The organism is Streptomyces sp. NBC_00158 (assembly GCF_045160885.1).
Lineage (GTDB): Bacteria > Actinomycetota > Actinomycetes > Streptomycetales > Streptomycetaceae > Streptomyces.
The window spans coordinates 6,991,320-7,011,378 of the sequence record NZ_CP108161.1 but is presented as its reverse complement, the minus strand read 5'-3'; the positions used below and the strand labels follow the sequence as shown (position 1 = coordinate 7,011,378).

Here is a 20,059-nt window from a genome sequence, read left to right as displayed (position 1 = left end):
GGCCGATCCCGCTGTGCTTGCATGACCGGATGGACGTCCGGCCCCGCGAAGCAGAAGACCTCGGCGCGTGCGTGCGCGCGCTCGCCGAGGTCCACCACGGCGACGGCTACCCCGTGGACTGGCCCGACCGGCCCCGGGAGTGGCTGTCGCCGCCCGCGCTGCTCGGCAGCTGGGTCGCGGAGCGGGACGGCCGCCTGGCCGGCCACGTCGGCCTGTGCCGCAACGGGCCGGGGGACTCGGCGCCGGAGCTGTGGAGCCGGCGGACCGGGCTGCCCGCGCGGGACACGGCCGTCGTCAGCCGCCTCTTCGTCGCGCCCGGCGCGCGCGGGCGCGGGATCGGCGCCCTGCTGATCGCGCGGGCCGTGCGCGAGGCGCGGTTGCTCGCACTGCATCCGGTGCTCGACGTGGTGGCCTCCGACACCGCTGCCGCCGCGCTGTACGAGCGGCTCGGCTGGAGCCTGCTGGCGACCGTCGCGCAGCGCTGGGGTCCCGGCCGGGTGGTCCCCGTACGCTGCTACGCCGCGCCGGCCGCGGCGTAGGCGCCCGGCTTCCCCGCCGCGCGGCCGGGGATCGCGGTCAGGACGGCACGACGGGGCAGCGGGTGCCCCGTCGCGGGACCACCAGGTCGGTGAGGTAGCCGTCCACCGCGTCTTGCACGCACGGACCCCTGGTGACGCTGCCGTGTCCTTGGCCCTCGTAGGTGAGGAGCACGCCGCTGCCGCCGAGTTGCCGGGCCACCGAGACCGCCCACGGGTAGCCGGTGGCAGGGTCGTGCAGGGTCCCGGCCACCAGGATCGGCGGGGCGCCCCGTACGTCCGTGCGGTGCTGCGGGTTGGCGGCCGCCGCGCCCAGACACGCCGCCGCCATGTGGATCGGCAGCAGGTGGGGCAGGTCGGGTGCGGCCGTGTCCGTCTAGGCGACGAGCGACGCGTACGCGCGGTGGTCGCGCACCGGCAGGTGCCAGTCCGAGCAGAAGACCGGCGTGGCCGCAGGCAGCGGCGCCGCCCGGACGGGCGAAGCGGGACGCGGCCCGCTCGCGTCCATCCCCGCGATGGCCGTGGCCAGACCCGCGTGGTCGGCCCTGTGGAGCCTGCGGAACGCGATCTTGTTGACCAGGTCGGACGACGACAGCGAAGTGCCCGGTTGCGCCGGGTCCTCCAGCTCGCCGCGCCCGGCCCGGGCCAACAACCCCTGCCGGACGGCACGGACGTCGCGGCCGTGCAGGGCGCAGTCCGGGGCACCGTCACACCACTTCACGAACTCCCGGAACGAGTCCTCCGCGGCGACCGCCCCGGCCCGCAGGAAGCCGCGGGCGGTCGCGACGCCGTGGTCCATGACGCTCTCCAGCACCATCGCGCGCACCCGCCGCGGGTAGGTCTCGGCGTACTGCGCCCCGAGCAGGGTGCCGTACGAGCTGCCGTGGAAGGTCAGCTCCCGCTCGCCGAGTGCGGCACGGAGGGCGTCCAGGTCCCGGACCGTCTGCCCGGTGTCGAGGTGGTCGAACACCGGGCCGGTAAGGGCCCGGCAGTCGGCGCGCAGCCGCCTGTTGTACGCCAGGGTGGCGTCGAAGTCGGCCTGGGTCTTCAGCTCGGGTGACGGCCGCTCGGCGAGCAGGTCGCCGGAGCAGGTCACCGGATTGCTGCCGCCCACCCCGCGCGGGTCGAAGCTGACGACGTCGAACCTGCGGCGGACCTCGGGGCTGAACCGGCTGATGCCGCTCACCACCCTCTCCACGCCCGAGTCGCCCGGCCCGCCGGGGCCGAACACCATCGAGCCGACGCGTGCGCCGGGGTCGGCGGCCTTGCGGCGGGCCACGGCCAGGTCGAGTCTCGGCCCGTCCGGGTCGGCCCAGTCGACCGGCACGGACAGGGCGGCGCACTCGGCCCCCGGGTCCGCCCGACCGTCACACGGGGCCCACCGCAGGGCCCCGGTGGCGTAGGGCGACGCGTGGACCGCGGGAGCGGCGGCGAGGCCGGTGACGACTGCCACGGCGGCCACGGCGGCTGCCGATCCCATGGCCGTGCCCCGCGCGGTGAGGCGCGGCCGTGCGGATCTGCCCCTGAACGGCATGGATCCTCCTCGTGGAGCGAGCGGTCGTGTCGGGCGTGCGGACCCGGCCGGGGGCACCGTCGTCACGTTAGGCGCGCCGTCGCCCGGGTGGCGGCTCCGTCAGGGACGGTTCCGGGTCGGGTCCGGGTCGGGTCCGGGGCCTCTCAGGGGCCGCTCCCCCTACGGGTTCGCGATGACGAGCAGGGTGCGGGCGGCCGACGCGCCGTCACCGGGCAGTACGCAGCGGTGCGGCAGGTCGCCGCGGTGGTGGGCGCTCTGGCCCGCGGTCAGCAACAGGGGTTCCTCGCCGCGTACTTCGAGGACGACCTCCCCCTCCAGGACGTAGAGGAAGTCCTCCCCGGGATGTTCGAACCAGCCGCGCTCGCCCTGGCCGGGCTCGAAGTGGTGCTCGTAGGCCTCCATCAGCCCGCTGCGCCCGCCCGGGATGAGCACCCGGGCCACCTGTCCGGCGGCCTCGCTGACGCGGATCACCTGCGGGTCGCTCTCGTGGCTGACCACGCCCGGCCGGCCCGGCGGCCGCAGGAAGGTCCCGGGGGCCACGTCGAGCGCCTCGGCGATCCGGTAGATCGAGCTGAGGCTTGGCGTGGCCAGTCCGCGTTCGAGCTGGCTGAGGAAGGGCTGCGAGAGGCCCGAGCGGCCGGCCAGTACGGCCATGGAGACCCGGCGTGCCGTGCGGCACTCACGGATCGCGCGGCCGACCTCGATGGCTTCGGGGGTGGGTTCGGGGCGGGACACGCTGGCGAACGTACCCCATCGGCTTCCGGCGGCCGGGTGGGCCCGGGAGGTTTCGTACTGCTGCAACACACCGTTCATAAGCGTCGTCAATTATTGACCTCACTTATGAACGGCAGGCCGGCGACGGCCGGACAGCAGATGAGGAGTGCTCGCGTGCACCCCACCCCCTCCCCCACGGGCCGGGCCCTCGGCCGGTTCGGCCCGCCGCTGGGCTCGGCCGCCGCCGTGCTCGGGCTCTGGTCCCTGCTCGCCTGGTCGGGCGCGGTGGCCCCGGGGCTGCTGCCCACGCCGGCCGACACCCTGGCGGCACTGGCGGACAGCGCCCGCAGCGGGGTGCTGGCCGACGACCTCGCCGCGAGCCTGGCCCGCGCGGGACAGGGCTTCGCGCTGGGGGCCGTCGTGGGCGGCGCGCTCGGGTTCGCCACCGGCTACCTGCCGGGGCTGTCGGCGGCCGTCACCCCGGTGGTGTCCTTCCTCCGCCCGATCCCCGCCATCGCGCTCGTACCGCTGGCCACGGCCTGGTTCGGGATCGGCGAGAGCGCCAAGCGGCTGCTGATCGCGTACGCGGTGCTCCTCGCGGTCTGGCTGTACGTCCACGACGGGGTCTCGCGGGTGCCGGTCTCGCACCTGCGGGCGGCCCGGTCGCTGGGGGCGCCGCTGCACCGGCGGTTCACCGAGGTGCTGCTGCCCGCCGCCGCGCCGGCGCTGCTGGCCGCGCTGCGCTACGGGGCCTCGGTGGCGCTGCTGGCACTGGTGGCCGCCGAACTGGGCGGTGCGGACAGCGGGCTGGCGTACCGGCTCCAGGTGGACGGCCAGTTCCTGCGGGTGGACAGGATGTTCGCCGGACTGCTCGTGCTCGGGCTGCTGGGCGTGGCGGCGGACCTCGTACTGGCCGCCGTCGGGCGCCGCTTCGTGCACTGGAGCGCGTCATGAGCCTCGAAGTGCGCCTGGAGGGGCTGACGGTGGGCTACGGCGCCGCGCCGGTGCTGGAGCGGACGGACCTGGTGTTCCCGGCGGGGTCGTTCACCGCGCTGCTGGGGCCGAGCGGCTGCGGCAAGTCCACGGTCCTGAACACGGTGGCCGGCTTCGTCCGCCCGTCGTCGGGCCGGGTGACGGCCGGGGACGTGCCGGTGGCGGGGCCGGGCCCCGAGCGGGGCGTGGTCTTCCAGCACTACGCGCTGTTCCCGTGGCGCACGGCCCGGGGCAACGTCGAGTTCGCGCTGAAACGGCTCGGGCTGCCGCGCCGGGAGCGGCGCGAACGGGCGCTGGCCGCGCTGGCGGAGGTCGGTCTCGCGGACGGCGCGGACAAGTACCCGGCGCAGCTGTCGGGCGGGATGCAGCAGCGCGTGGCGCTGGCCCGGGCGCTGGCGGCGGAGCCGGAAGTCCTGCTGATGGACGAGCCGTTCGGTGCGCTGGACGCACTGACCCGGGGCCGGATGCAGGACCTGCTGCGGGAGCTGTGGCGGCGCAGCGGGAGCACGGTGCTGTTCGTGACGCACGACATCGACGAAGCCCTCGCCCTGGCCGGGCGGGTGGTGGTGCTGGGCGGCTCCCCGGGCCGTGTCCTGGCCGACCACCCCGTCCCCCCGGGCCCCCCGGACCCGGACCTCCGCGCCCTGATAGCCCGCCACCTGACGACCGCCTGACCCCGCCCGGCCGCGCCGCCCGCGCCCCGGGCCCGAGCCGGCCGGCCTCGTGCGGTGCTCTGGTATCCGGCTCCGCGCCGGGACGCGACCCCGGCCTGGCGGGGGCCGGGCCCGACCCGGCGGTCCCGCACCGGCCCCCGTCCCCGTCTCCCCTTGCCCCGTCCCCGTCCCCGTCCCCGTCCCCGTCCCCGTCCCCGTCCCCGTCCCCGTCCCCGTCCCCGAAAGGACCGACTCCCGTGCCCCGTCCCAGAACCAGACCCCGCGCGGCCGCCGCCGTGCTGTTCGCCGCCCTGGTGTCCCTGCTCGCCGCCTCGTGCGGTCAGCCCCCGGAAGGAACCGGCCGGCGGGCCGTGACCGTCGCCGGGAGCGACCAGCTCGGCGGTGCGCCGGTGTACCTCGCGCAGGCGCGGGGGCTCTGGGCCGAGGAGGGTCTCGACGCCACCGTGACCACCCTGTCCACCGGACGGGACGCGCTGAACGCCGTGCTCGGCGGGCAGGCGCAGTTCGGGGTCGTGGGCGACCTGCCCGCCGTGACGGCCGCGCTCGGCGGGCGGGACGTACGGATCGTCGCCGACCTGTCGCGGTTCTCCGACTGGCGCCTGCTGACCCGCACCGACCGCGGCATCACCGGCTTCGCCGCGCTCAAGGGGCGCAAGGTCGGGGTGCCGCAGGGCACCAACGTCGAGTACGCGCTGAGCCGGATGCTCGCCTCGGAGCGGCTGACCCCGGCCGACGTGACCGTGGTCAACCTGGCCCCGAACCAGGTTGCGGCGGCCCTCTCCCGCGGCGACGTCGACGCCGGGGTCACCTTCCCCAGCTTCTACGACGCCGCCCGCACCGCCCTGGCCGACCGCTACGCCGAGGTCCCCTTCTCCGGTTACACCGCCCGCACCCTGCTCGTCTCGGGCCCCGCCGCCGACGACGCCGCGGCCACCGCGGTCCTGCGTGCGGTGCTGCGCGCGCAGCGGGCCGCCGCGGCCGACCCCGCCGCCGCGCGGGCCGCCGTCGTCGCCCAGTCCAAGGGCGCGCTCCAGGCCGGCTACGTCGACGCCTTCCACCCCCGCTACGCGTACGGCGCCAGCCTCACCCCCGAGCTGCTGACCCAGCTGGCCGACGAGGCCGCCTGGGCCAAGGCCGCCCAGAACCTGCCCGGCGCCGCCGACCGGCTGGCCCTGCGCGAACGGCTGCGCCCCGCACCCCTGACGGCCGCCGACCCGGCCGCCGTCACCCTCCACTGACCCCCTCCACCAGGAAGCAGGCACCACCATGACCGTCGACCAGAACACCCTGCGCCGCCGCGGCACCGGACTGCGCGCCCACGACCCAGAGCGCAGCCACGGCGGCTACACCCTCTACACGCCCATCACCAGCGAGGGCACGATCCACCTCGTGGACATCGAGGGCGAGCCCGTCCACACCTGGAACTCCCCGCACCCGCCGGGCCGCCAGGCGCAGCTCCTCCCGAACGGCAACCTCTTCTACGCGGCGAAGGACACCTCCGGCCCGACCCTCTTCCCGATCTGGGACGTCTACCACGGCGGGATCTTCCAGGAGCTGGCCCCGGACTCCACGGTGCTGCGCGAGGCCCGGCACCCCTTCCACCACCACGACGCCTCGATCCTGCGCAACGGCAACCTGCTCATCACCGGCGTGGAGCCGCTGTCGGCGGCCGACGCCGCCCGGATCCGGGGCGGGATCCCCGGTTCGGAAGCCCCCGGCGGGGTGATCTACGGGGACGTGGTGTACGAACTGACCTGGGACGGCGAGGTGCTGTGGCGCTGGGCGGCCATCGAGCACCTGGACCCGGAGGAGGTGCCGCTGAACCCGCACTTCGCCCGTGAGCACTGGCCGATGGCCAACACGGTCAACGAACTCGCCGACGGCGGGATCGTGGTGGGCTTCCGCAGCGCTTCGACGACGGTGGCCGTGGACCGCGCCGACGGCTCCGTCCGCTGGCGGATCGGCCCGGACGTGCTGGCGCAGCAGCACCACCCGCACGAGCTGCCGGGCGGCAACATCCTGGTCTTCGACAACGGGACCTACCGGGACACCACCTCGGTGCCGTACTCGCGGGTGCTGGAGCTGGATCCGGTCAGCGGCGCGGAGGTCTGGTCGTACGAGGACAACCCGCCGCAGAACTTCTTCAGCCCGTACATGTCCAGCGCGCAGCGCCTGCCGAACGGGAACACCTTCGTCGCGGAGGGTTCCTTCGGCCGCCTCTTCGAGGTGACCCCGGAGGGGGACGTGGTGTGGGAGTTCGTGGTCCCGGAGTTCGGCTCGTTCGACCGGGGTACGGGCCTGGAGTCCTCGCGCGGCGCCCAGAACTCGGTGTTCCGCGCCTACCGGTACGGTGCGGACGAGATCCCCTGGCTCTGACGGCCGGGGCCCCGGCGCCCCGGGTCAGTTCCAGCGCGCCGGGGGCATCCGCAGCGCTTCCAGCTCCCCGTCGCCCAGGAGCGCTTCGACGAGCGGTGCGGGTCCGGCCACCTTGGAGGCCCACAGGTCGTAGTCGCTGCAGACGACCCACGAGCGGTCCGCGGCCCAGAGGTTGGACGGGCCGAAATCGGCTTCGGGGTAGTCGTAGAGGGCCTTGGCCTCGCCCAGGCGTCCCGCGCGGACGTGCAGGTTGTCGAAGTCCTCGGCCCCGAGGACCAGCGGGTTGTAGTAGGCGAGGCAGGGGGTGTCGGCCCCCTGGGGGCTGTGCCGGAGGAGGACCTCGACCAGCCGGTTCCAGCTCTCGCGGTCGAGGCTGCCCTCGGTGGGCCAGCAGATGCCGGACGGGCGGCCGCGCTCCACCTCGAAGGAGGGGAAGCTGCGGTAGCAGGGCGGCAGCTCCGGGGTGGCGACCGGGTCCCCGAGCCGCCTGGCCAGTTCGGACCAGCGCAGGCGGCGCCAGCCGGGGCCGGGGTGTTCGGCGCGGCCGAGGCCGTCCCCGGCGGCCCCGGGCACCTCGGCCGGGCCCTGCTCGTGCTCGTACATGGAGTGGAGGACCCAGGCCGCGTCGGGCAGTCCGGGGGGCTTGAAGCCGGTCAGGCCGTCGTCCCGGCAGAGTTCCGCCAGCCAGGCGGTCGAGCCTTCGGGGGCGGGCGGCCACCGGTCGGTCACGGAGGTCGGGGTCTCGGGCATCCGGCCATGCTCCCATCCCGCCGACGGCGTCCCGCAGCCGACGCCACCCCGTGGTGAACGGCATCCCGTGGCCGACGGACCCGCCATTCGGACGGCTGGATTCCGGCGGCTGGTTTCGGCCACGCGGCCGGGCCGGATGGCCGGACCTCGTCCGGCGGGTCCGGCCGGGCGCCCGGCGGGGTGGCCGGAAGACGACGGTGCCCGGATGAACAGGGGCTTACGGGCTGGTAACTTGCGCGAGTTGATCAAGGCCGGGGCCCGGATTCACCATGCCGCCCGGCCGGAGCCACCCCCCAGTACCAAGGAACCACATTGGCACGCACCGTCCGCACGACGGCCCTTTCGCTCACCCTCTCCTTCGCCCTGCTCCCCGCCGCGCCGGCGTTCGCCGACTCGCCGACCCCGCACCTGGACTCGATCGAGCAGACCCTGCGCGAGGTCTCCCCCGGCCTGGAGGGCTCGGTCTGGGAGCGCACGGCCGGCAACAGCCTCGGCGCCTCCGCCCCCGGCGGCTCCGACTGGCTGCTCCAGACCCCCGGCTGCTGGGGCGACCCGTCCTGCGCCGACCGTCCGGGCTCGCGCCGGCTGCTGGACAAGACCCGGCAGGACATCGCCCGGGCCCGGCAGAGCGTGGACATATCCACCCTGGCCCCGTTCCCCAACGGCGGTTTCCAGGACGCGATCGTGGCCGGCCTCAAGGAGGCCGTGCAGAAGGGCAACCGGCTCCAGGTCCGCATCCTGGTGGGCGCCGCGCCGATCTACCACGCCAACGTGATCCCGTCCTCCTACCGCGACGAGATGGTGGCCAAGCTGGGTCCGGCGGCCGCGAACGTCACCCTCAACGTGGCCTCGATGACCACCTCGAAGACCGCCTTCTCCTGGAACCACTCCAAGCTCGTGGTGGTGGACGGCGGTTCGGTGATCACCGGCGGCATCAACAGCTGGAAGGACGACTACCTCGACACCGCCCACCCGGTGAACGACGTCGACCTCGCGCTGTCCGGTCCGGCGGCGGGCTCGGCCGGCCGCTACCTCGACACCCTGTGGGACTGGACCTGCCGCAACAAGACCAGCTGGAGCAGCGTCTGGTTCGCCTCCTCCAACAACGCCGGCTGCATGCCCACCCTGCCCCGGCCGGCCGCCCCCGCCGGCGGCGGTGACGTCCCCGCCATCGCGGTCGGCGGCCTCGGCGTCGGCATCCGCCAGAGCGACCCGACGTCGGCGTTCAAGCCGGTCCTGCCGACGGCCCCCGACACCAAGTGCGGCATCGGCGTGCACGACAACACCAACGCCGACCGGGACTACGACACGGTCAACCCGGAGGAGAGCGCCCTGCGCGCGCTCGTCGCCGGCGCCAACAGCCACATCGAGATCTCCCAGCAGGACCTGAACGCGACCTGCCCGCCGCTGCCCCGCTACGACATCCGGCTCTACGACACGCTCGCCGCGAAGCTCGCCGCCGGCGTGAAGGTCCGCATCGTCGTCAGCGACCCTGCCAACCGCGGCGCGGTCGGCAGCGACGGCTACTCGCAGATCAAGTCGCTGAACGAGGTGAGCGACGCGCTGCGCGGCCGCCTCACGGTCCTCATGGGCGACGAGCGCAAGTCGAAGGCCGCGATGTGCCAGAACCTCCAGCTGGCGACCTTCCGCGCCTCGGACAAGGCGACGTGGGCGGACGGGAAGCCGTACGCCCAGCACCACAAGCTGGTCTCGGTGGACGACTCGGCCTTCTACATCGGCTCGAAGAACCTGTACCCGTCCTGGCTCCAGGACTTCGGCTACGTCGTCGAGAGCCCGGCCGCCGCGAACCAGCTGAAGGACTCCCTGCTGGCCCCGCAGTGGAAGTACTCGCAGGCGACCGCGACGTACGACTACGCCCGCGGCCTCTGCCAGGCCTGACGGTCCGGCCGGCTCCGGGTCAGCGCCTGCGCTGACCCGGGGTCGCGGCCAGCAGCAGCGCCTCCGAGACGAGGCGGGCGCCGCGGGAAAGGCGGCCGAGCTGCTCCAGCTCGATGGCGTACATCCTGATCGTGTTCTCGATGACCGACTCGGCGACGCCCATCGTCGGCAGCTCGGCCCGGCTGGTGTGCAGGGCGACGCGGACCGCGCGCATCTCGTGCTGGAGCTGGAGCTGTACGTGCCGGGCGAGGAGGGCGTGGTGACGGGTCAGGGTCAGATAGCTCCCGTAGCGGGCCGGGAGGAGGTCCCGCAGCCAGCGGGTGGCGCTGCGTTCCCAGTCGTGCGTGCCGGGGGCCTTGACCTGCAGGGGCCAGTCCGGGCTGCGCGTGAGGGTGGCCGTCTGGGGCATTCTCGTCACTTCCGAGGGGTGTGGAACTCTGATCGAGACACTGCTGGGGGGCGGCCTCGGCCCAGGGGTTGACCGAGGCCGCCAGGGGCGCTCCTCCGGGGGATCCACAAGCCTTGACGCGGCACCCGGTCCCGCCGTGAGGAGGTTCGGCGTACTGGGTGGCCGTTCGAGGCGGACGCGGGGAACGTCCGCCTTTGGCGTCTGAGGGATCCGGAGCGCCGCCGTCAGTAAACATATATACCGTCGAGTAATCAAGGGTATGAAAAATTTCATGCATGCCGGGGTTCTGAATATCTGACGGTCACGCGTGGGTGTACGACGGGTGAAATCGGTACTTACAGGAAGAAACCGTGCTGGTCGGCGACCTGCTCGTACTGTTCGAGCCGCGCCTGCGTCCGCTCGGGGTCGGCGTCGGCCATCGCCTGGAGCAGGGCGGCGGAGAGCATGCCGGGGGCCGCGTACGAGTCGAACACCAGCCGGGAGCCGGTGCCGGCGGTCAGCACCACGTCGGCGGCCTCCACCAGCGGCCCGACGGTGGGGTCCGTGATCAGGACGACCTTCAGCCCGGTGCTGCGGGCCGCGCGCAGGGCGGCCAGGGTCTCGTTGGCGTGCCGGGGCATGGCGAAGGCCAGCACCCAGCTACCGCCCGCCGCCCGGCACTGGAGCAGGGCGTCGTAGGCCACGCTGCCGCCCCGGGTCACGAGACGGACGTCGGGGTGGATGCGGCGGGCCGCGTAGGCGAAGTACTCCGCCAGCGAGACCGAGATCCGCAGGCCCAGCACGGTCAGGGGCACGGACCGGGCCAGCTCGCGGCCGATCTCCAGCACCTGGTTGGTGTCGGCCAGCAGCCGGCGCACGTTCTCCAGGTTCTCGATCTCGGCGTCGACGGCGGCCTGGAGCTCGTTCTGCCGGATCTGCTCCTTGCTGTCCGGGGTGCCCGCGACGGCCGACAGGGCGATCGGCTGGAGCACGTCGCGCAGGGCCGGGTAGCCGCTGAAGCCGAGGGAGGAGGCGAACCGGGTCACCGAGGGCTGGCTGACGCCCACCCGCTCCGCGAGCTCGGTGATGGAGAGGAAGGCCGCCTCGGTGAGGTGGTCGATCAGGTACTGGGCGATCCGCCGCTGACCGGGTGAGAGGCGGTGGCCGTCGAAGAGCGCGAGGAGCCGGTCGGCCGGCGGCTTCTCCTGCCCCGGCGGGGTCCCGCCGGGCGTGATCGCGGCTGCCTGCGCGCGTGCCTGCTGCCCCGATGACACCGGCGGCCTCCTTCTCACGTCACTCTCCCCCCAACATAGCCCACGCTCCGTGGCCGGATGATCATCCGGGGTACCGGTGCCGCCGCACCCGGAGGGCGCGGCGGCACACGATCACGCCTGGGGGTGTCCGCGAAGTGGCGCCGTCCGCCCGGAGGGCGGGCCCCGCGGGGTCCGGTGCGTGCTCTCGGCGTGCCGGGCGGAAGTCCGCGTACTGGACGTACTCGGTCTTCCGCCCGGTGCTGCGAGAGTGCGTGCCGGGCGCCGCGGGGCAGGCGCGACTTCGCGGACGCCCCCTAGGGGCGGGCGGGGCGGCCCGAGCCGCGGGTGAGGGAGTAGCCGTAGATGCCCGCGAGGGCTCCGAGGATCCCGCCCGCGGCCGTCCACAGCCAGCGGTCGGACCACCAGCCGGAGGACCAGCCGCCCTCCGGGGCGCGCGCCTCCCGCTGCTGCTCGGAGGCGCCCGCGATGCCCGGGACCAGCGGCTCGGCCAGGGCCGCGTCCACCGCCGCCGCCCCGCCCGTCTCCTTCGTCCGGGCCTCGACCTGCGCCTTCACGGGCAGACCGAGGTCCTCCTCGTGCGCCCCGACGACCGTCAGGCGGACGTAGTAGGTGCCCGGGAGCGGGTCGTTGGACCAGGCCTCGGCCCCGGAGCGGACGGTGCGCAGGGTGCAGGAGAGCTCCACGGTGGCGGCCTCCTTGGCCGCCGCCGCGTCCTGGTGCCCGTACATGCAGGGCTGGCGGCGGCGCAGGCCGTCGTACACGTCGAGCTGCCAGGTCTGCGCTCCGTGCCGGGCGGCCGCCGGCGGGAGCGTCACCGAGGCCCGTACGGTGGCCCGCTGGCCGGTGTCGGCGGGGAAGGCCCAGTAGAGGTAGTCGCCGGTGGACCCGGAGGCAGTGGCCTTCTGGCCGGGCTTGAAGAGCGCCGCGGTACGGAAGCCCGTGCCGGCCTCGGTCGGGGCCCTGCCGTCCTTGCCGGTGCCGGCGCCCGCGCTCGGCGTGGGGGTCGGCGTGGGGGCCGCGGTGGCGGCGGCCGCCGGGGCCAGGAGCGCGGCTCCTGCCAGCAGGGCGGCGGTCAGGGTGCGTACGGTACGCATCAGTTGGTCCTCCAGACGGAGATGCGCCAGCGCGAGATCCAGCCCCAGACCAGACCGGCGAGCAGGCCGGTCAGGACGAGCAGGCCGATCAGCCACCAGCCCCGGCCGAGGCCGAAGGAGGCGGCGTCGGAGCCCCCGTCGGGGCCGTCGACGAGGTCGATGGTCAGCTCGACGGGCATGCCGGGGGTGGTCTTGACGGCCGGGCCGGCGGCGAAGGAGTTGCTGACCTGGAGGCAGACGGTCTCGGTCTTCTCGGCTTCGTCCCCGTCGAGTTCGGGCTTCGGGTAGCGCAGGCCGGTGGAGATCACGTCGGTGCGGCCGTCGCCGGCCTCGGAGCCGCGTACGATCTCCCGCCCGTGGGCGGTGGTCGCGCGCAGCAGCACGCCGTAGTCGTTGTTGACGGCCCGGTCGGCGCCGATGCTGACGGAGGCGCGCAGCTCCTGGCCGGGGCGGACGTCGACCTTGTACCAGCGGTGCTCGCCGAAGGTCTCGCGGTCGCTGTAGAGGCCGGCCTTCAGCAGCGGGGCGCTCGCGCACTGCTTGGCGCCCTCGGTGGCCACGGGGGTGGCGACGGGGTCGGCGGCGCGGTCGACGAGCTGTCTGACCCTGCCGGAGAGTTCGGCGGTGTGGGTCACCGAGGTGTACGTGCCCCCGGTGGCCTCCGCGATGCATGTGAGCTGGGCGCGGGTCTTGGCGTCGGGGACGAGGCCGAGGGTGTCGACGACGAGGTGGATGCCCTTGGCGGCGATCTCGCGGGCCACCTCGCAGGGGTCGAGCGGGGCGCAGGTGTCCTCGCCGTCGGTGATGAGGACGATCCGGCGGGTGGCGTTGCCGCCCTCCAGGTCCTGGGCGGCGGCCTGGAGGGCCGGTCCGATGGGAGTCCAGCCGGTCGGCGCGAGGGTGGCGACGGCGGTCTTCGCCTCGGTGCGGTTGACCGTGCCGACGGGGTAGAGCTGCTTGGTGTCCTTGCAGCCGAGGGCCCTGTCGTCACCGGGGTAGGTGGCGCCCAGGGTCCTTATGCCCAGGCGGACTTCGTCGGGTACCGCGTCGAGGACCTCGTTGAAGGCCTGCTTGGCGGCGGCCATGCGGGACTGTCCGTCGATGTCGTTCGCGCGCATGGAGCCGCTGACGTCGAGCACGAGCTCGACCTTCGGCGGCTCCTTCGCCGGTCCGTCGGCGGCGGCCGCGGTCGACGGGAGGAGTCCCGCGGTCAAGGCGACGAACAGGCCGCAGGCCCCTGCCGCCAGTCGTTTTCTTGTGATCATCGCCGGATCGTATTGAGGATCCGGCACCAATCCAAAACGCGTACCGACAGGCGGTATCCGTCCTTCCGCGGGGACGCTACCAGCGCACCGGCAGCCGGGTCACGCCGTGCATCAGGCTGCCCGGGATCCACTCCAGGGGGCCGCCGGCGGGGTCCGCCTCCAGCGCGGGGAAGCGTTCCAGCAGGCCCCGGACCGCGATGCGGCCCTCCATGCGGGCCAGCGGTGCGCCGAGGCAGAAGTGCAGGCCGTGGCCGAAGGCGAGGTGCCCTCCGGGGGCGCGCCGGATGTCGAACACGTCGGGTTCGGCGAAGCGCGCGGGGTCCCGGCCGGCGCCGGAGAGGGAGGCGAGCACGACGGACCCGGAGGGGATGACCACACCGCCGAGCTCCACGTCCCCGGCGGCGTAGCGGTAGGTGGCGTTCTGCACGGGGCCGTCGTAGCGGAGCATCTCCTCGACGGCCCCGCCGAGCAGGCCGTCGTAGTCGGCGCGGAGGGCGGCGAGCTGGTCCGGGTGCGCGAACAGGGCGCGTACGCCGTTGGAGATGAGGTTGACGGTGGTCTCGTGGCCGGCGACCAGCAGCAGGAAGGCCATGCCGATCAGCTCGTCGGGGGAGAGCGAGTCGCCGTCCTCGTCGCGGGTGCGGATCAGGGCGCTGAGCAGGTCGTCGCCGGGGGACTTGGCCTTCTCGGCGACCAGGTCCGTGAGGTAGAGGGTGAGCTGGACGAACGCCTCTTCGTTGGTGGTCTGCGCGCGGGGCGCGACGATGTCGTTGGACCAGCGGCGGAAGCGTTCGCGGTCGAGGTCGGGGACTCCGAGGAGTTCGCAGATCACCGTCATGGGGAGCGGGAAGGCGAGGGCCTCGATCAGGTCGGCGGAGCGCTCGGGCCGGGCGGCCATCGCGTCCAGCAGTTCGTCGGTGATCTGCTGGACGCGGGGGCGCAGGGCCTCCACCCGGCGGGCGGTGAACTCCCGGGCCACCAGGCGTCGGAGCCGGGTGTGGTGGGGCGGGTCGGACTCCAGCATGTTGGAGTTCGAGGCGCTGGGCTCGATGTCCGGATAGAGCCCCGAGTTGCGCCAGTCCTTGCGCAGGTCCGGGTGGGTGAGGGCCTGGCGGGCCTCCTCGTACCCGACGACGAGCCAGTACGGGTCTTCCCCGGGCCTGGCGCCCCTGACCTGGTGGACCGGCCCGGCGGCGCGCAGTGCCGCGTAGAAGGAGTGCGGGTCGGAGTCGAAGTCGGGGGCGCTGGAGGTGATGTCGACGAGGGCCATTCGATCACCCTACGACGGCCAAAGGCCCCTGGAGGGGGGCGAATCCGGCCACGTGCCCGCGGGTGGGTGCGGCCGGTCGCGTCCGGTCAGCCGGTGATCCCTTCGGGGAGGCGGCCGGTGTGCAGCACCCCGAGGTGCTGGGTGGCGCGGGTGAGCGCGACGTAGAGGTCGCTGGGGTCGAGGTCCGCGGGCTCGGCCACGATCACCGTGTCGAACTCCAGGCCCTTGGCCTGGCGGGCGTCCAGCAGGACGACCGGCCGGGTGAGGTCCGGCTGCTCCCCCGCCCGTACGCCGGGCAGTGCGGCGGCGAGGGCGGGGTGCAGGGGGCGCGGGGCGATCACCGCGAGCCGGCCCTCGGCGGGCGCGCCGTCGCGGACGGCCCCGGCGACGGCGCCGGGGAGGTCGGCGGCCGCCCTCACCCAGGGGGGTACGCCGGTGGAGCGCACCGAGCGGGGCGGTTCGAAGCCGGGGCGGTGGGCGCGGAGCACGCCGGCGGCCAGCTCCATGATCTCGGCGGGCGTGCGGTAGTTGACGCCGAGCCGTACGTGTTCCCAGCGGTCGCCGACGTAGGGGTCGAGGATCTGCTTCCAGGAGCCGCATCCCGCCTCGTCGCCGGTCTGCGCGGGGTCGCCGACCAGGGTCATGGAGCGGGTCGGGCAGCGGCGCATCAGCAGCCGCCAGGCCATCTCGGAGAGTTCCTGCGCCTCGTCGACGATGACGTGGCCGAAGGCCCAGGTGCGGTCGGCGGCGGCGCGTTCGGCGGTGGTGCGGTGGTCGGCCTCCTCGTGGCGCTCGGCCATCCGCTCGGCGTCGATGATGTCGTGGGCGGCGAGGTACTCGTTCTCCATGTCCTCGAACTCGTAGGACTCCGAGCCCTGGGAGAGGTCGAGGACGCCCTGGGCGTAGGCGACGCGCTCCAGCCGGTCGCGGGCGGCGGCGGCCTGGCGGGCGCTGTCGTCGACGCCGAGGAGTTCGGCGGCCTCGTCGAGGAGCGGGACGTCGGCCGGGGTCCACTCGCCGCCGGTGCGGCGGATCAGCGCGGCGTCCTCGGCGGGGAGGTGGGTGGGGTCCTCGAGGAAGTCGGCGACCAGCTGCTCGGGGGTCAGGTGGGGCCAGAGGGTGTCGATGGCGGCGTGCACCTCGGAGCTGGTGGCGATCTCCTTGCCGAGCTGTGCCACGTCGTCGGGGCCGAGCAGGTTGGGGCCGCCGTAGGGGTCGGCGCCGAGCCGGTCGGCGAGCTGTTCGGTGAGGGCGTCGATGACCGCGAACGCGAAGTAGGGGCGGGCCAGGTTGTGGGGCAGGGCGGTGGTGCGGGCACGGTCGCGGGCGGCGTGGGCCATGGTCCGGTCGAGCAGCAGGGTGCCGTGGTCGTCGTGGTCGATCTCCAGCGCCGGCTCGGGCACGACGGCGCTGTCCTCGCCGCTGCCGGCGGGTACGGCCTCGGGGAGCGTCTGCCGGTCGGCGACGACCCGGGCGAGGACGTCGGCCATGGCCGCGCGGCCCTTGACGGCGGCGGCGCCCGGCCGGTCGGTGCCGGTGGCCCGCAGGCCCGGGTACAGGTCCCCGGGGGAGGCGAGGAGCACCCCGGTCTCGCCTAGTGCGGGCAGCACCTCGCCGATGTAGCCGAGGAAGGCGGGGTTGGGGCCGACGATCAGCACGCCCCGCTTGGCGAGCAGCTCGCGCTGGGCGTAGAGGAGGTAGGCGGCGCGGTGCAGGGCCACGGCGGTCTTCCCGGTGCCGGGGCCTCCCTCCACGACGAGGACGCCCTGGTGCGGGGAGCGGATGATGCGGTCCTGGTCGGCCTGGATGGTCCGGACGATGTCGTGCATGCGGCCGGTGCGGGCCGCGTCGAGGGCGGCGAGCAGTACGGCGTCCGCGTCGGCGCCCTCGTAGCCGGTGCGCTCGGTGTCGGCGAGGTCGAGGATCTCGTCGTGCAGGGCGGTGACCCGGCGTCCCCGGGTGGTGATGTGGCGCCGGCGGCGCAGGCCCATCGGGACGTGTCCGGTGGCCAGGTAGAAGGGGCGGGCCGCTTCGGCGCGCCAGTCGAGGACGAGCGGGGTGTGTTCGGCGTCGTCCTGCCTGATCCCGATTCGGCCGATGTGGTGGTCGCGGCCGTCGGAGAACTCCAGCCGGCCGAAACACAGACCGTGTTCGGCGGAGTTCAGAGCGGAAAGCAGACCGGACTGCTCGGCGACCAGGACGTCCCTTTCCAGCCGCGCCTGGAAGCCGGTTCCGGCCTCCCCCAGGGCGCCCTTGACCGCCCGTTCTGCCTGGTCACGCAGGTCTTCGAGGCGCGCGTAGAGCTCGGTGATGAATTCCTGCTCGCTCTGAAATTCGGTGTTTGACAATTTCGCTCCCAGCGCGATACGATGTCCCCGTAAAGCTTCGCCACGCCCTCGTGCAATGGAGAGCGTGAAACATCGAATATACGCGGAAGCGCGCCCCGGACGTCAACTCGCCCGGGGCGTTTTTGTATGGCGTTCCGGTCAGCGCACGTCGAAGCTGACGGACGAGGCCTTGTCGTTCATCCCGTCGCCGACGTAGGCGTTGTACCCGTAGTAGGTCTGGTGGGCGCCCCGGAAGTCACTGTGCTCCCACAGGGTGATCGGGCAGGTGATGCCCTGCGCGGAGCTCACCGTGTCGTTCCACCCCCACTTGGAGAGGGCGTTGAACTCCGGGTAGCGCCAGTTGCAGCCGACGCTTCCGCGGAAGGTGAACTCGCTGCCGCCCGAGTTGGCGTCGCTCCATATCTTGCCGAGGTCCTTGTACTCGGCCGCGGCACCGAGGGAGGCGGCCTCGGCCTTGGTCGCGAAACAGCCGCCCTCGCCCGTGTCGACGACCAGGGCGCAGAACTTCGCGGGCTTCGGGGCCGGCTCCGGGGTCGCCGCGGAGGCCGGGCTGACGGCGGCGGCCAGCACCAGCGGCGCGGCGGCGAGCGCGAGGACGGATCGGACCATGCGCATGAATGCTCCTCAAGTATGCGGACGGGGCGCCCGGTTCGCCGAAGGGACCTTTGGGAACTGAAGCGCGACATCACCCAACAACGCGGCATATCCACCCATCCAGGACGCGCGGGTGCCGGTGGCACGTTTCGTACGGGCCCGCGCGCCGGGCGGACCCGCACGCGGCTGGCGCGATCACTGCGAGCGCGGCGGCCGCGGCCCCGGTCGCCGGCCGGTGCGCGGACGCCCCGGCCGCGCCGGCTGGCCGAAGCCGCCCGCCCGCGCGGGGCCGGGCGCACTGCCGCCGGTTGTCCCGATTCGGGCGTACGGGGCCATGGCGGGCACTCGTACGAGGAAGGCCCTTCGCGTCATATGAGGTGATATGAACCTGATCTTCTAGCATGGCGTCCCTCCCGCCCCTCCGGCCCGCCCTTCCCGCCCCACCCGTCCCGGCGGTCGTCGCACACCGAGGAGTCGCATGTCCCGAGCAGCACACCGGTCCGCCGCACTGGCCGCCGCACTGGCGGCGGCCGTCCTCCTGTCGGCGCCGGCCCCCTCGGCCGCGCCGGTCCACGACCACGCGGACACCGACGCGGGGGTCACGGCGGGGGAAGCGGCCCTGATCGGCGAGGAGCACGCGCGGGCGCACGCCGAACGCCGCCGCGCGGCCCGGGGCGCGGGCGAGTACCCGCAGGCCACCCGGACCGCGAGCCTGGCCGCGCTCGCCGAGTCGCAGGCGCTGGCCAACAAGGGGTTCCGCCCGGCCGTGTCGGGGAGGTTCGCGGAGTTCTTCCCCTCCCCCGACTTCGGGGTGCACCTGGCCCAGCTGCCGACCGGGAAGGTCCTGCTGTTCTCCTTCGAACGGGTGGAGACCGACCCCACCAAGGAGACCGGCCCCACCGACCGGATCGGCCGGACCAACGCCGGCCGCGCCTTCCTCTGGGACCCCGCCAAGGGCACCGGCGCCCGGGCCTTCAAGGAGGTCCGGCCGCCGACGGTGCTGATGCCCGACGGAACGTACGTCCCGCGCCCCGCCCCGTTCTTCTGCGCCGGACACGCCTTCCTGCCCAACGGGATGCTCGCGGTCTTCGGCGGCAACACCGGCGGCAAGGGCGGCAGCGGCGCGAAGCTGTCCTTCGTCTTCGACCCGTGGACCGAGCACTGGTACCGCAACCGGGACATGTCGGTGGGCCGCTGGTACCCGTCGGCCGTCACCGGCGCCGACGGGCGCCAGATCGTCATGTCCGGCCAGTCCGAGCGCGGTACGGGCACCCCCACCCCGGTGGTGGAGCGCTTCCCGGCGAAGGGGCTGCCAGTGCCCTGGCGGCCGTTCGACATCCCGCTGGACATCGCCGTCGACCGGTTCAAGGCCGACGCGCCCTTCCGCAACGACTACCCCCACCTGTTCTCGCTGCGCGACGGCATGGTCTACGGGCTCGGCCGGGACGCCGACCAGCAGTGGGTCTTCGACCCGGTCGAGGAGACCCGCCGCGACCTGCCCCGGCGGCCGGCGGACTTCCGCGGCTACGGATCCGCCGTGCCGCTCCCGGCGGGGCTGCGCGGGCCGGACTCCGTGCTGGTGCTGGGCGGGGACCCGCACGACCCCAACACCTACCGGCTCGCGGGCGGCCGGTGGACCACCGAACGGCCCCGGGCCTTCGGCCGCACCCAGGACGACACCCTGATCCTGCCGGACGCGACCCTGCTGACCGTCAACGGTGCGCTGAGCACCCGTGACTACGGCAACGGCCCCTTCAACCCGAAGGCCGACCTCAAGTACCGGCAGACCGAGCTGCGCGACGCCGCCGGGCACTGGCGGCTCGGCCCGGCCCAGCGGCTGCCCCGGGGCTACCACTCCAACGCCCTGGTGATGCCGGACGGGCGGGTGATGGTGACCGGTGACGAGCTCCAGCAGATCGCCAACGACCCCGACATCCGGGACGCGATGGACGGCAGCATCGAGATCTACGAGCCCCCGTACCTGCACAAGGGCGGCGCCCGGCCGGCCCTGGACCGCGCCCCCCTGGGCGAACTCCCCCACGGCGCCGCCTTCGAGGTGCGCAGCTCCACCGCGGCCGCGGTCGAGCGGGCCGTGCTGCTGGCGCCCACCACCGTCACCCACGCGGTCAACACCAGCCAGCGGCACCTGGAGCTGCCCGTCACCGGGGTGCGCGGCGACACCGTCGGCCTGCGGACCCCGCCGACGGCGGCGGACGCCCCGCCCGGCTACTACATGCTGTTCCTGCTCGACGCCCGCGGGGTGCCCAGTACGGCCAAGTGGGTGAAGCTCGGCCGGCGCTGACGGCCCGACCAGGGCGTCCGCCGGGCGTGTCGCCCGGATGGGTGTGCG

General features: G+C 74.0%; 18 protein-coding genes. 7 read left to right on the top strand and 11 right to left on the bottom strand.

Annotation, left to right across the window (positions count from 1 at the left end):
* Positions 1–29: 29 nt before the first annotated feature.
* Positions 30–539: a GNAT family N-acetyltransferase gene (locus OG553_RS32095; protein ID WP_405982345.1), complete on the top strand. Its 510-nt coding sequence runs from the start codon at positions 30–32 to the stop codon at positions 537–539.
* Positions 540–576: 37 nt separating this feature from the next.
* Here OG553_RS32095 and OG553_RS32090 read toward each other — a convergent pair whose 3' ends face one another.
* The 3 genes from OG553_RS32090 to OG553_RS32080 all read right to left on the bottom strand — a co-directional run bounded on the left by OG553_RS32090 (position 577) and on the right by OG553_RS32080 (position 2,805).
* A complete protein-coding gene (locus OG553_RS32090) occupies positions 577–867 on the bottom strand; it encodes an alpha/beta hydrolase (RefSeq protein ID WP_405982344.1) in 291 nt (96 codons plus the stop codon).
* A gap of 45 nt (positions 868–912) precedes the next feature.
* Entirely contained in the window at positions 913–2,016 is a 1,104-nt protein-coding gene (locus tag OG553_RS32085; RefSeq protein WP_405982343.1) for an alpha/beta fold hydrolase, read from the bottom strand.
* 213 nt (positions 2,017–2,229) lie between these two features.
* Complete coding sequence (locus OG553_RS32080; protein ID WP_405982342.1) at positions 2,230–2,805, bottom strand: helix-turn-helix domain-containing protein; 576 nt, start codon at positions 2,803–2,805, stop codon at positions 2,230–2,232.
* A gap of 153 nt (positions 2,806–2,958) precedes the next feature.
* Here OG553_RS32080 and OG553_RS32075 point away from each other — a divergent pair, with 153 nt between their 5' ends.
* The 4 genes from OG553_RS32075 to OG553_RS32060 all read left to right on the top strand — a co-directional run bounded on the left by OG553_RS32075 (position 2,959) and on the right by OG553_RS32060 (position 6,827).
* Positions 2,959–3,738: an ABC transporter permease gene (locus tag OG553_RS32075; RefSeq protein WP_405982341.1), complete on the top strand. Its 780-nt coding sequence runs from the start codon at positions 2,959–2,961 to the stop codon at positions 3,736–3,738.
* Complete coding sequence (locus OG553_RS32070; RefSeq protein WP_405982340.1) at positions 3,735–4,451, top strand: ABC transporter ATP-binding protein; 717 nt, start codon at positions 3,735–3,737, stop codon at positions 4,449–4,451. The genes OG553_RS32075 and OG553_RS32070 overlap by 4 nt, the downstream gene beginning before the upstream one ends.
* Positions 4,452–4,687: 236 nt before the next feature.
* The gene (locus OG553_RS32065) at positions 4,688–5,689 is read left to right on the top strand and encodes an ABC transporter substrate-binding protein (RefSeq protein WP_405982339.1); all 1,002 of its coding nucleotides are present in this window, start codon (positions 4,688–4,690) and stop codon (positions 5,687–5,689) included.
* 28 nt (positions 5,690–5,717) lie between these two features.
* Positions 5,718–6,827: an aryl-sulfate sulfotransferase gene (locus OG553_RS32060; protein ID WP_405982338.1), complete on the top strand. Its 1,110-nt coding sequence runs from the start codon at positions 5,718–5,720 to the stop codon at positions 6,825–6,827.
* 24 nt (positions 6,828–6,851) lie between these two features.
* Here OG553_RS32060 and OG553_RS32055 read toward each other — a convergent pair whose 3' ends face one another.
* Positions 6,852–7,577 carry a hypothetical protein gene (locus OG553_RS32055; RefSeq protein WP_405982337.1) on the bottom strand — a complete coding sequence of 242 codons (726 nt, stop codon included), beginning with the start codon at positions 7,575–7,577 and terminating at the stop codon, positions 6,852–6,854.
* Positions 7,578–7,889: 312 nt separating this feature from the next.
* Between OG553_RS32055 and OG553_RS32050 the strand changes: the two genes are divergently transcribed.
* On the top strand, positions 7,890–9,476 hold the full coding sequence (locus OG553_RS32050; RefSeq protein ID WP_405982336.1) for a phospholipase: 1,587 nt from the start codon (positions 7,890–7,892) through the stop codon (positions 9,474–9,476).
* 19 nt (positions 9,477–9,495) lie between these two features.
* Here the strand turns inward: OG553_RS32050 and OG553_RS32045 are convergent, their stop codons facing one another.
* From OG553_RS32045 to OG553_RS32015, 7 genes are all read right to left on the bottom strand, one after another.
* Complete coding sequence (locus tag OG553_RS32045; RefSeq protein WP_362462246.1) at positions 9,496–9,885, bottom strand: hypothetical protein; 390 nt, start codon at positions 9,883–9,885, stop codon at positions 9,496–9,498.
* A 335-nt stretch (positions 9,886–10,220) separates the two neighbouring features.
* Positions 10,221–11,138 (bottom strand): MurR/RpiR family transcriptional regulator, encoded by a 918-nt coding sequence (locus tag OG553_RS32040; RefSeq protein ID WP_362462243.1) that lies wholly within the window; start codon positions 11,136–11,138, stop codon positions 10,221–10,223.
* A gap of 293 nt (positions 11,139–11,431) precedes the next feature.
* Complete coding sequence (locus OG553_RS32035) at positions 11,432–12,232, bottom strand: hypothetical protein (RefSeq protein ID WP_405982335.1); 801 nt, start codon at positions 12,230–12,232, stop codon at positions 11,432–11,434.
* On the bottom strand, positions 12,232–13,497 hold the full coding sequence (locus tag OG553_RS32030) for a VWA domain-containing protein (protein ID WP_405982334.1): 1,266 nt from the start codon (positions 13,495–13,497) through the stop codon (positions 12,232–12,234). The genes OG553_RS32035 and OG553_RS32030 overlap by 1 nt, the downstream gene beginning before the upstream one ends.
* Before the next feature lie 76 nt (positions 13,498–13,573).
* Positions 13,574–14,767 (bottom strand): cytochrome P450, encoded by a 1,194-nt coding sequence (locus tag OG553_RS32025; RefSeq protein WP_405982333.1) that lies wholly within the window; start codon positions 14,765–14,767, stop codon positions 13,574–13,576.
* Positions 14,768–14,853: 86 nt separating this feature from the next.
* Complete coding sequence (locus OG553_RS32020) at positions 14,854–17,115, bottom strand: HelD family protein (protein ID WP_405982332.1); 2,262 nt, start codon at positions 17,113–17,115, stop codon at positions 14,854–14,856.
* Positions 17,116–17,253: 138 nt separating this feature from the next.
* Positions 17,254–17,730 carry a hypothetical protein gene (locus tag OG553_RS32015; RefSeq protein WP_405982331.1) on the bottom strand — a complete coding sequence of 159 codons (477 nt, stop codon included), beginning with the start codon at positions 17,728–17,730 and terminating at the stop codon, positions 17,254–17,256.
* A gap of 457 nt (positions 17,731–18,187) precedes the next feature.
* Here OG553_RS32015 and OG553_RS32010 point away from each other — a divergent pair, with 457 nt between their 5' ends.
* Positions 18,188–20,011: a galactose oxidase-like domain-containing protein gene (locus OG553_RS32010; RefSeq protein WP_405982330.1), complete on the top strand. Its 1,824-nt coding sequence runs from the start codon at positions 18,188–18,190 to the stop codon at positions 20,009–20,011.
* The last annotated feature ends 48 nt before the right edge of the window (positions 20,012–20,059 follow it).

Coding starts and splice junctions, on each gene's coding strand:
- OG553_RS32095 (WP_405982345.1), top strand. CDS start 30: ATGGACGTCCGGCCCCGCGAAGCAGAAGACCTCGGCGCGTGCGTGCGC.
- OG553_RS32090 (WP_405982344.1), bottom strand. CDS start 867: ATGGCGGCGGCGTGTCTGGGCGCGGCGGCCGCCAACCCGCAGCACCGC.
- OG553_RS32085 (WP_405982343.1), bottom strand. CDS start 2,016: ATGGGATCGGCAGCCGCCGTGGCCGCCGTGGCAGTCGTCACCGGCCTC.
- OG553_RS32070 (WP_405982340.1), top strand. CDS start 3,735: ATGAGCCTCGAAGTGCGCCTGGAGGGGCTGACGGTGGGCTACGGCGCC.
- OG553_RS32060 (WP_405982338.1), top strand. CDS start 5,718: ATGACCGTCGACCAGAACACCCTGCGCCGCCGCGGCACCGGACTGCGC.
- OG553_RS32055 (WP_405982337.1), bottom strand. CDS start 7,577: ATGCCCGAGACCCCGACCTCCGTGACCGACCGGTGGCCGCCCGCCCCC.
- OG553_RS32045 (WP_362462246.1), bottom strand. CDS start 9,885: ATGCCCCAGACGGCCACCCTCACGCGCAGCCCGGACTGGCCCCTGCAG.
- OG553_RS32035 (WP_405982335.1), bottom strand. CDS start 12,232: ATGCGTACCGTACGCACCCTGACCGCCGCCCTGCTGGCAGGAGCCGCG.
- OG553_RS32030 (WP_405982334.1), bottom strand. CDS start 13,497: ATGATCACAAGAAAACGACTGGCGGCAGGGGCCTGCGGCCTGTTCGTC.
- OG553_RS32025 (WP_405982333.1), bottom strand. CDS start 14,767: ATGGCCCTCGTCGACATCACCTCCAGCGCCCCCGACTTCGACTCCGAC.
- OG553_RS32015 (WP_405982331.1), bottom strand. CDS start 17,730: ATGCGCATGGTCCGATCCGTCCTCGCGCTCGCCGCCGCGCCGCTGGTG.
- OG553_RS32010 (WP_405982330.1), top strand. CDS start 18,188: ATGTCCCGAGCAGCACACCGGTCCGCCGCACTGGCCGCCGCACTGGCG.